14 protein-coding genes are annotated in these 13,101 nt (G+C 58.2%); 10 read left to right on the top strand and 4 right to left on the bottom strand.

Features of this window, described 5'->3' with window-relative positions; all coding sequences use genetic code 11:
* Positions 1-6: 6 nt before the first annotated feature.
* The gene (locus tag AL755_RS24655) at positions 7-294 is read right to left on the bottom strand and encodes a helix-turn-helix domain-containing protein (protein WP_160318909.1); all 288 of its coding nucleotides are present in this window, start codon (positions 292-294) and stop codon (positions 7-9) included.
* A 422-nt stretch (positions 295-716) separates the two neighbouring features.
* On the opposite strand from AL755_RS24655, the gene AL755_RS13700 reads away from it, so the two are divergent.
* Together AL755_RS13700 and AL755_RS22485 are read left to right on the top strand one after the other, a co-directional pair.
* Positions 717-1,457: a hypothetical protein gene (locus tag AL755_RS13700; RefSeq protein ID WP_054011487.1), complete on the top strand. Its 741-nt coding sequence runs from the start codon at positions 717-719 to the stop codon at positions 1,455-1,457.
* A 1,095-nt stretch (positions 1,458-2,552) separates the two neighbouring features.
* A complete protein-coding gene (locus tag AL755_RS22485; RefSeq protein ID WP_082369303.1) occupies positions 2,553-3,038 on the top strand; it encodes a winged helix-turn-helix domain-containing protein in 486 nt (161 codons plus the stop codon).
* Between the two features lie 1,649 nt (positions 3,039-4,687).
* On the opposite strand, the gene AL755_RS13680 is transcribed toward AL755_RS22485, so the two are convergent.
* Entirely contained in the window at positions 4,688-4,891 is a 204-nt protein-coding gene (locus tag AL755_RS13680) for a cold-shock protein (protein WP_054011483.1), read from the bottom strand.
* Between the two features lie 305 nt (positions 4,892-5,196).
* Between AL755_RS13680 and AL755_RS13675 the strand changes: the two genes are divergently transcribed.
* On the top strand, positions 5,197-5,454 hold the full coding sequence (locus tag AL755_RS13675) for a hypothetical protein (protein ID WP_054011482.1): 258 nt from the start codon (positions 5,197-5,199) through the stop codon (positions 5,452-5,454).
* A 39-nt stretch (positions 5,455-5,493) separates the two neighbouring features.
* Here AL755_RS13675 and AL755_RS13670 read toward each other — a convergent pair whose 3' ends face one another.
* Positions 5,494-6,177, bottom strand: a complete 684-nt coding sequence (locus AL755_RS13670) for an ECF-type sigma factor (protein ID WP_107503856.1) — start codon at positions 6,175-6,177, stop codon at positions 5,494-5,496.
* 449 nt (positions 6,178-6,626) lie between these two features.
* Here AL755_RS13670 and AL755_RS13665 point away from each other — a divergent pair, with 449 nt between their 5' ends.
* From AL755_RS13665 to AL755_RS23505, 7 genes are all read left to right on the top strand, one after another.
* Positions 6,627-7,034, top strand: coding sequence for an Asp23/Gls24 family envelope stress response protein (locus AL755_RS13665; protein WP_054011480.1), 408 nt, complete (start codon positions 6,627-6,629; stop codon positions 7,032-7,034).
* A gap of 243 nt (positions 7,035-7,277) precedes the next feature.
* Entirely contained in the window at positions 7,278-7,706 is a 429-nt protein-coding gene (locus AL755_RS22475; protein ID WP_337589554.1) for an Asp23/Gls24 family envelope stress response protein, read from the top strand.
* The gene (locus AL755_RS13660) at positions 7,703-8,290 is read left to right on the top strand and encodes a DUF6286 domain-containing protein (protein WP_054011479.1); all 588 of its coding nucleotides are present in this window, start codon (positions 7,703-7,705) and stop codon (positions 8,288-8,290) included. Before AL755_RS22475 ends, AL755_RS13660 begins: the two co-directional genes overlap by 4 nt.
* Positions 8,291-8,338: 48 nt before the next feature.
* Positions 8,339-8,956: a hypothetical protein gene (locus AL755_RS13655; RefSeq protein WP_150117125.1), complete on the top strand. Its 618-nt coding sequence runs from the start codon at positions 8,339-8,341 to the stop codon at positions 8,954-8,956.
* A gap of 105 nt (positions 8,957-9,061) precedes the next feature.
* Positions 9,062-9,307 (top strand): hypothetical protein, encoded by a 246-nt coding sequence (locus AL755_RS13650; protein ID WP_054011477.1) that lies wholly within the window; start codon positions 9,062-9,064, stop codon positions 9,305-9,307.
* A gap of 817 nt (positions 9,308-10,124) precedes the next feature.
* Positions 10,125-10,667, top strand: coding sequence for a hypothetical protein (locus AL755_RS13645; RefSeq protein WP_150117124.1), 543 nt, complete (start codon positions 10,125-10,127; stop codon positions 10,665-10,667).
* A gap of 162 nt (positions 10,668-10,829) precedes the next feature.
* Positions 10,830-11,000 carry a hypothetical protein gene (locus AL755_RS23505; RefSeq protein WP_160318908.1) on the top strand — a complete coding sequence of 57 codons (171 nt, stop codon included), beginning with the start codon at positions 10,830-10,832 and terminating at the stop codon, positions 10,998-11,000.
* Positions 11,001-12,556: 1,556 nt separating this feature from the next.
* On the opposite strand, the gene AL755_RS13635 is transcribed toward AL755_RS23505, so the two are convergent.
* Positions 12,557-12,988: a VOC family protein gene (locus tag AL755_RS13635; RefSeq protein ID WP_054011474.1), complete on the bottom strand. Its 432-nt coding sequence runs from the start codon at positions 12,986-12,988 to the stop codon at positions 12,557-12,559.
* Positions 12,989-13,101 lie beyond the last annotated feature (113 nt).

Raw genomic sequence — 13,101 nt, 5'->3', positions numbered from 1 at the left:
GGTTCCTCAAGGCTCGTGCTTTTTTAAGTAGGCGTTCTCCGCCAGTAGACGCTGATTCCCTGGACGCAGCTTCTCCAGCTCGCTGACTTCACCCGATGGGGTGGGAGGGGCAGATTTGGGTCGCCCCTTGGCCTTGGGTTGCAAGCCGTCTTCGCCATGGATTCGATAGGTGTGGACCCACGTGCGCAAGAGCGTTGGAGAACTGAGCTCGTGCTTGAGGGCTAGCTCGGACTGGGTTCCTTCACCATTCAGGAACTGGCGAACAAGCGCGAGTTTGAACTCAAAGCTATACATCGGCCTGGTCGGTTTACTTTCCAATGTCGCCCTACCCCAAATCATGAATCGTTCCCGAAGACTCCGAGCGGCCTTAGCGCTAACGTTCAATTTTGAGGCTACCGCGTAGTACCCGAATCCCTCCTCGAATAGATCAAGGGCGGTCAACCGCTGAGCGGCGGTCAAGGAACTTTGTGGACGCATGAAAAACTCCCCGGAAGTAAGGAACTGAATTGATCAGTCCAACTTTCGGGGAGCAGTTCATTTTTGACGGCCCCTTCAACTCTGCCGAGGACAGTCTCGATGCCAGGGACAAATTCATCGATAAAGCCGCAGATGAACTCCCGATTTAGGATCCTCCCGGCAAGACATGGCTCACGCTGGAACTTCGGAGGTATGTCCGTCTCAAAGACGCAACAGGCAGTCGCTACCTCTGGAATGACATGAGCGAGTGTGGCCCGCTCATTGATGACTTCAGAGCCGAGATGCTGATGGCGTTCGACGTGCTGTCAGCGGGTCTCTGTGCGGTACTTCCGAACTCGCTCAACAACTTGCTCGACAACGTGCAGAAAGACCGGGAGTACATCTACATCGGTGCGGATGGGAAGGGACCAACCTTCGTGCCTCGCTTGGAAATGGGCGCGCCCATAGTCTCTGTGGGGCGCGAGTGGGCAGAAATTTCGGCGGGCTTGCTCGACCAGGTTGTTGAAAAAGCCCGGCCTCTAATCGAATTAGGTGATCGAGCGATCACTGCCCCCGCCCGGTGGCTGACGGCGGCAAGGCGTGAGCCGGATGATCCCTTTCGCCGATTCATGTTTGCGTTTTTTGGCCTGGAGATGTTGGCCGCGAAATTTTACAAAGCAGACGGCAAGAGAACGGTCAAGGGAATCGAGTCCACGGTTAACATTCCGCTAACTGAACTTTTCTGGCCCCTTCCGGACGACGAATCGAGGGATCCGTGGAGACGTACCATGTTCAAGTTCGCCATCATGGCGGTGGCATTGTCCGATAGGGCCCGCGAAGACATCGACTCGTTCCGGCCGCTGATGAAGAGCAGAAATGAAATTGCGCACGGTTCCAATGTGGATATCCAGACATTGCCGGCAACGGAAGCCGAGGCCTTATTCGGGCGCTATTTGGGCCTCGTATTCCAAAGCATGAATGAAGCAGCCACTTCCCGTTGACGCCACCGATCACCTCGGTTTGAAGTTCTTCCCTGCACCTTGCGACGCTCATTCGGCTCAGGTCCTTAACCGCAGAGGTCTCCACGACTGACATGTCTTGGCCCATACCACGGGGGTTTGTGCTGTGCGCGGGCATCATTGGCGCTTAGCAGCCCCAAGGCTAAAGGGGCCGCTAAAATGATGTCGTTCCGGTCAACAAGGTCTAATCGAAGTGCAAGGTTGAGAACTTCAGGCGTTGCTTTCGGTCATCGGCTCGAGACTTACCAATTCCGCTAGCCTCCCGAAGAGAGTTCCTCTCCGTGCGCTGTCCGACCCTCCTGCTAGATCTAAGAGAAGGACGAAGATGGCTGAACCGGACTGGTTTAGCGTGGACGAGGCCGCCCACGCGCTGAAAGCCTAAGACCAGGGATCGGACGTCGACCCGGCCGTTTGGGAGGAAGACACCCCGAAGCTGAGCGCCAGGACTACCGCTGGGAAGCAGCCCGTATCGCAATTGTGCTGGAAATTCTCATACGAACCGCATCGACCTAAGCGAAGAGAAGAAAGGAGACTGGTCATGCAAATGAAGTTTTGGAGTTACAAGACAAAAGCCGCGATGACCGCGGTTTACGGAGTCCTGACCGTCGTTTGTTCGCGGGATACGTCTTCTTTCCAGTCTGGGCATGACAGCCTGGGGCACCGTCCCAGCCTTTGTGATCGCACTCTGCAGCCTAGCGATGGCCCTTGCTTGTGGGCAGCTTGTCTTCTTTGAGCGACGAATCCACAACGGCTACCCGTATCCGAGAACAGTGCTTGCAACCGACTTCAAAAGCAACCATGGAGGGGAATCGTGGTTACTAACGAGGCCGTATTCCTTACCCGGTACGTTGCCACCGTAAAAGAGTGACGAGGGCGTGGAAGCGGCGTTCCTCGTTGCAAGTGTGAACAGCTTCGGATCACGCGATAAAACGGGAGTGATGCTGGCTAATGGGATACCCAATGCACCAGCCAGCCAGCTTGGAGCCACGCGACGCACTTGCGTGCGTTGCACCGCAATCACCGTTTTGACCGTCGGGCACTTGTCCCATCACTGGGACATATGATAGTGTCCCAGTTATGGGACAACGTAAAGATTATCTTGAAAATGATTCAGAGTGGCATGCCTCGCTTACTCGGGCTGAACGACTGAACCGCTGGTGGTGCAGTGCCTCTTTCGGGCTTGCGTTGAGTGGCAAGGCCTCGCGTGGGCTGGCAGCGAGTGAACGGGCTGTGGCAGTTGCAGAAGCGGCCCGGGATCTTGTGAGGCACCAGGCGATCTATGCACTTCTTAAGGAAGGGCTTAGCGTGCGGGACATTGCAGGGCAACTTCAGCTCTCCAAGAGTCAGGTTGGGCGTATTGTCAAGATTTTAATGAAGGATGGTCAGCTTGAAGACTTGACGATCCTTCCACCTCAGGGTTTGGACGATGAAGTACTGACGCTGGTACTGGGGGCATGGGGGATGTCCGACCTGACCAGTGCGATTCAGGACTATCCACGGGGAACCATCGAAACTATGGAATCTAAGCGAACGAACTTCGGGGGAACGAACGGCCACCAATAAGGACCGGTTCTGACAAATTCTGAATGGAAGGGCTATTCATTTGGATCTTATGGCACAGTTTGTGTCGCCGCAGACGGAGCGGGGGCCACACGCCAGGTGAAACCCAGACTGGGGTCTCCCCATCACCCCGCGGTCCGATCGGTGCTTGCGCCCAGTGCGCCGGTTTTTCGAACGTAAGGACTCCCGGAGATTCCCCAGAAATTAGATCTCGTTTGACGTTCCCACCGTTGGACTTCGCGCGGATGAAGGTGACGCTCCCATCGGCGAAACCGTTGATCGGGAGTCTAGCTGCGGTGCCCGCGATGGGCTGGCTGGTGGGTGGTGTTGGGGGATTGATGGCAGCAACTCGTCTTGATCTCCCCTAGTGGCCTCTGTGGAGTGGGGCTATTCTGAAGGCGTACTGTCGGCACGCGCTGGCGGAACAGCACTCGGGCAGTGGGGGATTGTTATGGGTCTGGGTGGGACGAACAAGGACGCCGCCGGTGAAGTGGCCGGCAATGACGGGTTGAGGGTTGACGGTAACACTGATCAAGATAAGGCGGAACTGAGGCAAGCTGCTGAAAATGCCGAGGATATGTTCAAAAAGCACTGACAGGCGCGGGAGGACCCCGACAGAGGGTTCGTGCTCTGTTCGGGCTGGGCCGGCCGGCCAGTAGTCATGGGGTAGAGGTTGCCCGGGGGTGGCCATCGACCAGGTAAGAGTTCCGAGGGGCACTAATCCGCCTACATTGACGCCGATATAGCAGGAACCGCCACTTCCCCCTCCAGAAACAGCGATGGAGCGCACTCACCGAGCACCAACGGCATATTCGAGAAAGGTTCGACCTTCATGAATGAAGAACCAGCATCGCTGCCAAGTCTGCCACCGCCTGATCCGGAACCTGTATGGCCACCGACGGAGCCGTTTCCGCCTGGGCCGCCTCCCCGTCGCCCTCCGGATCCAACCGAACCAGTCGACCCCGACGGGCCGCAGGAACCGACAGGCCCCTTCCCTCCTGATCCTTTCTTGCCACCGGTTCCTCCCGTTCGCTAACTCCCGAACGTGGAAGTACCACAGTTGGCTGCGACCGTAATTGGTCCATGACGCACAGTTTCACTGATGAAAGAGGGCAGCCCATGGCTCCTGAAACCCCTATTCCGGCCGAGGAGAACACACCTCTAGACAGCAGCGCCCGCCTCTTGGCTCGCCGGGGCCGAGACGAGCTACTTCTCGTTGAGGGCATCGGTGGGCCAGCCAGACTGCCGGTGAAATACTCGGCGGATAGTTGCTTGGACGTGGAAGGGAAGAATCTCCACCCCCAGGTTGGTCACATCGAATTTGTCGACCCTGGGGTTGTTGTTGAGTTTCCCGGGTGGCCGGGACTCGACCCCGACCGGGAGTATGTGCACTGTGGGGAACCCATGACGATGGGCTCGACCGCCAGAGGTCCCGTCACCTCAACGTTGTTGAGTAGCCCGGTCGAGAAACGACGCCTGGAAATCTATCTGAGGACACGAGTCCTACACTGCCAGTGCGGGTTTCAAATGGAATTTCCCCGACCCGCACGGGGCTAGAGCCTCCAAGATGCACGATGGATCTTCTGGCCAATCGTCGCAACGGCGCGCTGGCAGGAAACGCGGCGCCGTCCTCAAGCCGTGGTCAGCGGCGGTTATAGGGGGCGAATGTTTTCTGCCTGGGGTCCCTTGGGGCCCTGGACCAGATCGAATTGGACTTTCTGGTTCGCTTCCAGTGTCCGGTACCCGCTACTGGCGATGGCGGTGTAGTGAGCGAAAACCATCCGGGACTGATCATCGGCGGTGATGAAGCCAAACCCTTTCTCAGAGTTAAACCATTTAACGATGCCTTTGGCCATGACTTCATTCCTTCATCAGATCCGCAACGCCTGCCCCCAGGAGAACAGTCGTGGACGTCTTTGTCGTATGCACCCTCAATGTACGGTGCCCCGCACCGGGCGAGCAAGAAAACGGGCTCCTGGCCGACCAGTTCCTTCGGGAATCGCTGGGATCCTGGGCCAAGGTGGCAATGCTCCGGGGAACTATGCTCCGGTTGATAGTTGTGTGCAGGCAGGGGGTGCTTTGGGCCCTATATTTAATGACTGGGGGGACTGCTCCCCAGGGTCGACATTCGCTGACCACCCCGCAATGACAGGAACCCTTGATGGGCCCGACTGTTCCCTTAGAACTCAACCTTGACGTCACGACCGAGCACGGTGCCACGGTCACCGTTAACGTCACTATCACCTACCCGGAAGGCCAAGGCCTCTACGCCATAGCGGCTCTGGAGGAACTAGCCGGCACTACCAAGTCTCTTTATCGTGAAATGGCGGCCCGGAAGGATGCCTCCACTCTTCGAGCCCTCGCCACTTTGGCACGAACCCCCAACATCACCGAAGGTCAGCCGTTGGAGCGTTGCTGAGGGTGCCGCCCGTTAGCCCAGCGCAGGGCACGGTTCTCGCTAGGACTGTTCGGGGTCCTGTGTGAACAGGTGCCGGGGTACCTTCTGCGCCCCAGGCCCGGGCAGTGGCTCTCCGGTATTTGCTGGGTTGGTGCGCCAGCTGGTCATCTTGTACAGCCCGTCCCTGATCGCGCCAAGGACGGTGGATTCATCCACGCTAAGAGTGGCGCCTATTTCTGTGGTGTCGAGTCCGTCGAAGTAGCCAAGACAGATCGCGTCCCGTTCCAGGGGGCTTAGCCCTGCCATGGCGGCTGCGGCAGCCCCGACCATCACCGGTGCGTCAACACTGGTTTCTGGGTTTCCTGCCGGGTGTGGTGGCGGGTTCGCTGCCGCGGCACGACCAAGGGTGCCAGCTTGTTGGTCATGGCGCCGGTGGACGGCTACTTGGTGGGCGAGGGCCATCACCCAGGCCAACCCGGACCCCTCCGAGGAATTATAGGCGGGTGCCGTGGTCCAGAGGGCGAGGTAAATGTCGCACACAATCTTGTCGGAGCCGGCGGTGTTGTGGAGAATCCGCTTCACCAGTGGGTACAAATGATCCGCAGTTGCCGTGTAAAGGTCCGCAAACGCCCGCTTGTCTCCAGCGGCAACAAGTTCAAGTAACTCGGAAAGATCCGTGTGGTAACTGCTCGTGCGAATCAAGGGCAACTCTTTCAGAACTCGAGACCCAGTACAGCTGTGCACTGACTGTAAGCGTCACACGGTACCGGCCACCAACGGAAGGGTGTGCCGTGCGGCGTTACCTCATCGATACACAAAGAATCGATCTCAGGCGGATCTGTTGATCGCTGACGGGTGACCGGTGATGCGCCGTCGTCGGTACAGTCCGTGCTGCTGGATACCGGCAAGTGCCCCTACCTGTCGCGCTCCCCTTTGGCTCTTGGAAGGGGTGAGGAGTTTGTCTCTTGGAAAGCTTGTGGAGGATCCGGCGCAACTTTTTTGAAAGAATTTTGGTTTTGTACCGTGAGGTTTTGCCGGTGGGATACGCCTTAGCTCTGTAAGCACGATCACGAATCCGATCATGAGGAGATGTTTTCTATGACAGAGGCAAGCAGAAGCGCCGGTAACTCCGGCGCCGTCATGGCCACCCGGAGGAGCAAAAGCGCAACGATCCGCAAAAGCAGCCCAAGACGATGGATGCACTGCATACCGAACGTGGGGACACCACGATCGAGGAGACCGTGGTGCAAAAACTCGCTGGCATGGCCACTCGTGAGGTTCCCGGTGTGTACGCGATGGGCAGTGCAGGCCGCCGGGCTTTTAGTGCGTTGACCGAACGTATCCCCGGTTCGCAGACAAACGTCAGCGGCGGCGTGAGCGTGGAAAAGGGTGAACGCCAGACTGCCATTGATGTCACCATTGTCATCGAGTATGGGGTCTCGGTGGTCGACGTCAGTCAGGGAATCCGCCGCAACGTCATTCAGTCAGTGGAGCATGCCACCGGCCTGGAAGTACTGGAAGTGAACATCAATGTCACTGATGTGCACCTGCCTGATGACGACCAGCAGGATCAGCAGGAGCAGAAGGCTGATCTTCAGTAAGTGCAGGGATCCCGGGCGGGAGTCCCCGCCCGGGGAGGGCTACGGGCCGGTGAGGAGAGGAATGGCTATGTCTACTACACGTTGGTGCCTGACCATAGGTTTGGTGCTGGGAATAGTTTTGGGCTTCGGCGGGTGGTGGGCGCTGGGGGCTGCTCTCGTCCTTGGCTTCATCGGCCTGACGGTTGGCCGGGTTGCCGAAGGGAAACTGAATATGCAAGCCCTGTTCGGTAGGGCATCGAGTCGATGACACCGCCAGGATCCCATGTCCGACCAGTCGCTAGAGGCGGTGCCGATGCCGAGACGTTCGCCGAGATGGCGTCGCGAGGACAAACCGTACTGGCCGATAAAGTGATCGAAAAGATTGCCGGACAGGTCGCCCGGGATGAATCCCCTGCCGTCGGTTCCTCCGGAGGCTTTCTGGGTATCGGCGCCCATGCTGATCTCTCTGCACGACCCAAAGCACGCGTTGAGCTCAGTGGGAACATTGCCACTCTTAGTGTGGAAGTCGGGCTCGTGTATCCGGTGCCGTTGCGCCAAGCCACCGAGGCAATACGTCGACGGATCAGCACACGGGTGACGGAGTTGACCGGGGTTCAGGTGCGTCAGGTTGATATCCAGGTCTCTTGGCTGACCACCAGAGCCGACACTGCCGGAGGAAGGAAGCTGCTATGAGTCGGCCCGACCAATATTCATCCCGCCTACGTCACCGGCCTAGCCGTACCATTCCTGCGCTCATTGCCGCCCTTGTGTTTCTTGGTCTTGGCGTTGCTTTGCTCTGGTTGACCATTGCGCGGCTGGTCAATGGTCACTGGCCCACCCTTTTGCAGGGGCCACGCGACTGGCTCGCCTCGCTGATCTGGAATGCCCCCTCCCTTTGGGGAATCGGTGTAGTCGCTGTCGTGGTGGGTGTGCTCTTGATGCTGTGCGCCATCATTCCGGGAGGGTTCAATGCCCTAACGGTGCAGGACTCCGGGCTCAACGAGGGGAAGCTAGAGCCAGCGGCGCGCGAGCAGGAAACGGTGATGACTCGCCGGGCAGTCGCCCGCCTGGCCAAGGCTCAGTGCGGACAGATCGATGGTGTTGGTTCCGCATCGGTGACAGCAACCGCAGGGCGAGTCCATCTGAGCATCCAAACACCCCTGCATGAACCCGGTGACTTGGGTACTCGGATCACGGCCAGCGTCCGGGCCCGCCTGAAGGACACGGGGCTAGAACCGGTCCCGCGGATCACGACCACCATTCACCCCCGGCGGTGAGATCATGCCCGTACCTTTACGCCCTCGATTGTTGAAGGAAGGATTCCGATGAGACAGAGCCCAGGAACTATGAACCGCATCTGGTTAGCGATCTTAGGTGTGGTGGTCCTGATCGCCGGTATCACCTTGCTCTTACAGGCCAGCGGCCAGTTGCAGCGCCTCCTCCAGAGCACCCCATCAGGAACCCGTGTGGTGACCGGTAATCTACATGCGTTCTTCGCCGCACCATCGGTGGAGGCCATCTTGCTGATCGCCGGAGTCATTGCCGGTGTGCTGGGACTGCTGTGGATACTCGGCCAAATCCCGCGCAAGAATGCGGCAGGGAGCTATCGTCTGCAGGGTGAGGACGCTGGCGGATTCACCGTCTGCGACCCGGACGTCCTAGCGTCCGCCGTTGAAAACCAGGTCAACACCCTGCCCGGCGTTATCTCCTCCTCCGTGCTGCTGCGCGGCAGCGCGGATGCCCCGGACCTGACCCTGAAAGTCACGGTCAATGACAGGGCAAACATCCAAGAGCTCATCCACCGTATCGAGACCAGCACCTTCCCGGACCTGGCCACCGCCTTGGAAGCACCACTACAGCGCACCCGAATACTAGTTGACGTCAGCGCACGCACTCAACGCACGGGAACCGTGGTGCCCTCCACCGGCACGATCGTCGGATAGGACGCGCCTGGGTCGTCGTCCCAACACCCTCCATCATTCATCAACCATCATTTATCGAAGCAAGCCGGGGTTGCGACGCTTGTCGTCCCGGGCAAAGGAGCAGTCATGAAAGCCAAAATCACGTTTCTCGCTGGAATGGCGACCGGGTATGTTCTCGGCGCCAAAGCCGGTACGCAACGCTACGAAGATCTCAAGAACATTGCTGCGAAGCTATGGCACAGCGAGCCCGTGCAGGGCAGCGTATCCCTCGTGGAGGACACGGTCGGAAAGGACGCAGCCACGGCCACCAAAAAGGTCACAGCCAAGATGGCCCGAACCCTTCGCCGCCAAGCCAAAAAAGCCCGCCGCTAACAGACACAGTCACAGCCCCGCGGGCCCGGACATGACTGGCTCGACCTAGTACGGGATACTGCTGCGATTGCCCTTGCAAATGTGCTGCATCCGCTGATGTTCTGAATCCTGCCGTTGAGCCCGATCGCACTCGTCGATCACTGCGGCCCGCATTCCAAGTCCCCACCACCGTGAATGCTTCCGGCAGGAGTTCGTGGAGGAAAGTGCCCGGTTCGGGACTACTAGGTTTTGCTGCCATGGATAGTCTGGAGGCAGGGTGCATAGAGTTCGTCTTATGCCAGACCGGAAACCAGTTGGGCGTCTGCGGCGCTTCACTGATGCGTGGGGGGTTACTGACCCCGGAGAACCCTTGGGGACCTCGATCCCTGGCTATATGTTGGCATTCGGAATCGTCACTCTAGGTGTCGGTCTCGTGTGGCTAATTCCTGCCATCATCAACTGCCGGGCAGGCAAGGCCGACTTCTGGCACCTCACACTTGGAATTATTTACTTGTGCCTTTCGAACGTCGGTTTCCTTCGCTGGCGTCGACCTCGGAACCGTAGACCTGGCCCCGATGAGTAGGTATCAAGAAACGATCAAAAACGGCGCCCGTTCCCGTGATCCGCTGATGGGTCGTCGCTCAAGGATGAGATGTTGGACCCGGCGGGTCCCGTAGCGGTGTATTGGCGCCTCCGGTGCGCCAGGACGGACGACCGCGGGACTTTCAATACGGCCAACGTTCTTCGAGGCGTGCCCATCTCACAACAGAAACGTCTACCGGACACCGTGGACGTCCATGGCAACCTTGTGACTACTATTGGCGACATGAGGTCTTGGATGAAGAAGCATCCGGTCGTTGTTGGTTCCATATGCGTGATTGTCGTTTTTGTCATTCAACTGACACTTCTAATGGTTTGGCATAAGCCGTTAAAAGAGGCCACACTGCAGGCATCCTTATGGACCGGATTCATGGCGCTTTGGTGGTTTATCCCCCAGGGTATGCGACGCCGGACAGCTCGTAAATTGGAAGCGAAAGGCCAATTCTTGGCCTACATTCGATACCCCCAAGCCCGCCCAGGATCTTTAGATTCCATCTGGGACCAAGGAATTCTCACCCCAAGTTTGGGAGTATTTAGATTTCAGCCCGCGCTTTACGACACCCTTGAGCCCTCCGGGGGTGCCAGAACGTTCACTGTTGTAGAAGTGTCGCGGGAACTCAGGAAACTCAAAAGGCTTGATTCAACGTACATAGGAGTTCAGGGTTGCCGAGCCACGACCGTCACCACCGACCTGGAAGTCATCGATATAGCCGCGAGTCCGGCAGCGCTCCAGAAAATCATTGAGCATGTTGCCCCGCCGAGGAAGTCCGACATTCCCTAGAACGTGCCCTATGTGGAACCTCCTGCGGGATGGCAAGATCCACCGAACACGGTGCTCCCCCAAACCGACGAAGCATGAGCGGTGAAGTTCCCAAATCGCTACTACGCTTGTAGCCTTCAACCCATGAGTCAGGTTCGGCGTTCTAAGAGACTTCAACCCAAGATGACGCGCGGCAGTTTCCGCGTCCTGCTGGTTGTGTGGACCGCGTGGACTGTATTGCAGCTGGCTATTGTGGTGTTGCGCCTCGCCACCCTCAAGGTGTGGGGTCTGGGCGACTACACGTACCTTTCGGGGCTGCTTTTGGGCATCGTGAGCCTGTCTTACCTCTTGTAAGTTCGTCATCATGACGGCCACTTCAGGGATAAGGAAGTTGCAGAGCAGGATGATTGGGAACGACGTGGACGAGCATTGTGACGCCTATGGCCTACCCTCCTGCTAGGGGGCCAAAATTCCGAATGCTGAGGCCGCCCGTCAAAGGAACATTCTGCGGGATAGCTGCAATGACAGTAGTCGCAAACTTTCCAAATAGGGCTGGATGACGAGGGCGACGGGCTCTAGGGAGCATTCGAGGTGACGGTTGCAGGGCCATCCGAAACAAAATTAGGCGCTAAGACGACGGGCCCTAGCGATGGTGTCTGCAATGTCATTCATTCCGAGTCGACGAAGTTCCGCGAGATAGGCGGGCCACGGGGGAACATTGCTCCTTTACGGATTGGCACAAGGCCCAATGTAGAGGCCTCCGCCTGGCCCGACTGAGAGGCCTCCGCCTGGCCCGACTGAGAGGCCTCCGCCTGGCCCAACAGAAAGCCCGCCGCCTCTACCGACGGATAGTCCTCCACCGGCACCGATGTACTCGCCGCCGCCTGGGCCAATATAGAGATCACGAGGCCGTCCAACATTGTTCATGACCAGAGTCTATGGCAGTGTGACCGCATTCGACCCACAGGTCCACGCCATCCCGTTGCCGACATAGGAATTGACTCGGCGCGGGGAAAATAGACATAAATGCGGTTTAAGTTCAAAAGCTGATCTAGGCGAGTACGACTGTGCCTCAAGGGGAACGCTAAGCGAACAATCGTGACTCAGGCTGATCACTTTGTCCGGAGCGTCAAGTCGCTGCTCAGAGAATGTGGCGGGAGTCTACTGTGCTATTTCAGGACTACTATTGGCAGCATGAGGCCTTGGATGAGGAAGCATCCAGTTGTATTTCGTTTCGTGCTCCTTATTGCCGTTTTTGCCATTGAGCTGGTTCTCCTACTGGTGTGGCGTAGACCATTGGGGAGGCTGCGCTCCAGGCCTCCTTGTGGACTGGTGCCATGGCAGTTTGGGGGGCCATCACTTTTGGTAGCCGACGAAAGTCTGAACGTGAACTCAAAGTCAAAGGGCAGATTCTGGCCTATATTAGGTATCCGAATTCCCGTCCCGGATCTCTGAGTGGATTATGGAACCGAGGAGTCATCACTCCGAGTTCGGGGGCGCTGGAGTTTCAGCCAGCCGTATACGACACATTGGAACCCTCCGGACGTGCCACAAATTTCGTCGTGTTGGATGTGGCGCCCGAAAGACGGACGCTCCGAGGCAAAGAGGCACGATACATAGGAGAGATGGGCTTCCAGGCAATATCGGCGACCACGGAAAACGAAGTTATCGACATCGCCGCGAGCCCGGAATCACTTCAGAGGATCATTGATCGACTGGCCCCGCCTTCCGAGTCAACTGAAACGAACTAACAGGTTTCCAAGGGGAAATCCGTACGGGACGATTGGGGTGTCCCGATCGAGGTTCGTCAAGCGGGGACGCCTGAGCGTTGCCTGGGATGTGGCTGGAAGTCGGTGACGGGTGCCCAAGTCGTCACCGCTCGCGTCGGCCAGTGCGGTGGTGTTATCAGCTCATCCCAGGGGCGCGGTCAACTCGATGTTGATGTTGTCGGGGTCTTGGAATGACAGGATGGCAATGCCGGCATCGCTCAGATCGGTCACCTCGCCGTGCTCGATCCCGGCGTTGTCCAACTCGGTTGCGGCCGCCTCGAGTGCGGTCCGTGATTCGACAGCGAAACTCACGTGATCCAACCCTGTGACATCAGGGTTGAAGGCCTCGGTGCCCGCCGGGCGTAGTCCGAACAGTGTGCCCTGAGGCGTCTGGTAGATCACGCCGCCGTAAAACTGTTCCGGGGACTGCCGCACTCCGGGATCATCAACCTGCGCGGAAGTGTCCACCGCCACCTGCCATCCGAAAAGTTGGTCGTAGAAGTCCTTGGATCGGCGGATGTCAGTGACAGTTAGGCGGACGTGGGCGAAGCCTGTGCTTGAGACGAGTGTCATGCCTCCGGACTCTACACCTACCGGCCAAGCATGTCCCCACATCGACGTCTCGATTCCGGAGGCACGCTCGGATCAGGCCGGGGCACGGTGTAGCAAAGGAGCCCGATCTTGAA

Source organism: Arthrobacter sp. ERGS1:01 (genome assembly GCF_001281315.1).
In the GTDB taxonomy this organism is placed as follows: Bacteria; Actinomycetota; Actinomycetes; order Actinomycetales; family Micrococcaceae; genus Specibacter.
The sequence above is the reverse complement of the archived record's forward strand: the minus strand, read 5'-3'. Positions and strand labels throughout refer to the sequence as shown.

What these genes read in the sequence shown, in the direction of transcription:
- AL755_RS24655 (WP_160318909.1), bottom strand. Translation starts at nt 294, where the DNA reads ATGTATAGCTTTGAGTTCAAACTCGCGCTTGTTCGCCAGTTCCTGAAT.
- AL755_RS13700 (WP_054011487.1), top strand. Translation starts at nt 717, where the DNA reads ATGAGCGAGTGTGGCCCGCTCATTGATGACTTCAGAGCCGAGATGCTG.
- AL755_RS22485 (WP_082369303.1), top strand. Translation starts at nt 2,553, where the DNA reads ATGGGACAACGTAAAGATTATCTTGAAAATGATTCAGAGTGGCATGCC.
- AL755_RS13680 (WP_054011483.1), bottom strand. Translation starts at nt 4,891, where the DNA reads ATGGCCAAAGGCATCGTTAAATGGTTTAACTCTGAGAAAGGGTTTGGC.
- AL755_RS13675 (WP_054011482.1), top strand. Translation starts at nt 5,197, where the DNA reads ATGGGCCCGACTGTTCCCTTAGAACTCAACCTTGACGTCACGACCGAG.
- AL755_RS13665 (WP_054011480.1), top strand. Translation starts at nt 6,627, where the DNA reads ATGGATGCACTGCATACCGAACGTGGGGACACCACGATCGAGGAGACC.
- AL755_RS22475 (WP_337589554.1), top strand. Translation starts at nt 7,278, where the DNA reads ATGACACCGCCAGGATCCCATGTCCGACCAGTCGCTAGAGGCGGTGCC.
- AL755_RS13660 (WP_054011479.1), top strand. Translation starts at nt 7,703, where the DNA reads ATGAGTCGGCCCGACCAATATTCATCCCGCCTACGTCACCGGCCTAGC.
- AL755_RS13655 (WP_150117125.1), top strand. Translation starts at nt 8,339, where the DNA reads ATGAGACAGAGCCCAGGAACTATGAACCGCATCTGGTTAGCGATCTTA.
- AL755_RS13650 (WP_054011477.1), top strand. Translation starts at nt 9,062, where the DNA reads ATGAAAGCCAAAATCACGTTTCTCGCTGGAATGGCGACCGGGTATGTT.
- AL755_RS13645 (WP_150117124.1), top strand. Translation starts at nt 10,125, where the DNA reads ATGAAGAAGCATCCGGTCGTTGTTGGTTCCATATGCGTGATTGTCGTT.
- AL755_RS23505 (WP_160318908.1), top strand. Translation starts at nt 10,830, where the DNA reads ATGACGCGCGGCAGTTTCCGCGTCCTGCTGGTTGTGTGGACCGCGTGG.
- AL755_RS13635 (WP_054011474.1), bottom strand. Translation starts at nt 12,988, where the DNA reads ATGACACTCGTCTCAAGCACAGGCTTCGCCCACGTCCGCCTAACTGTC.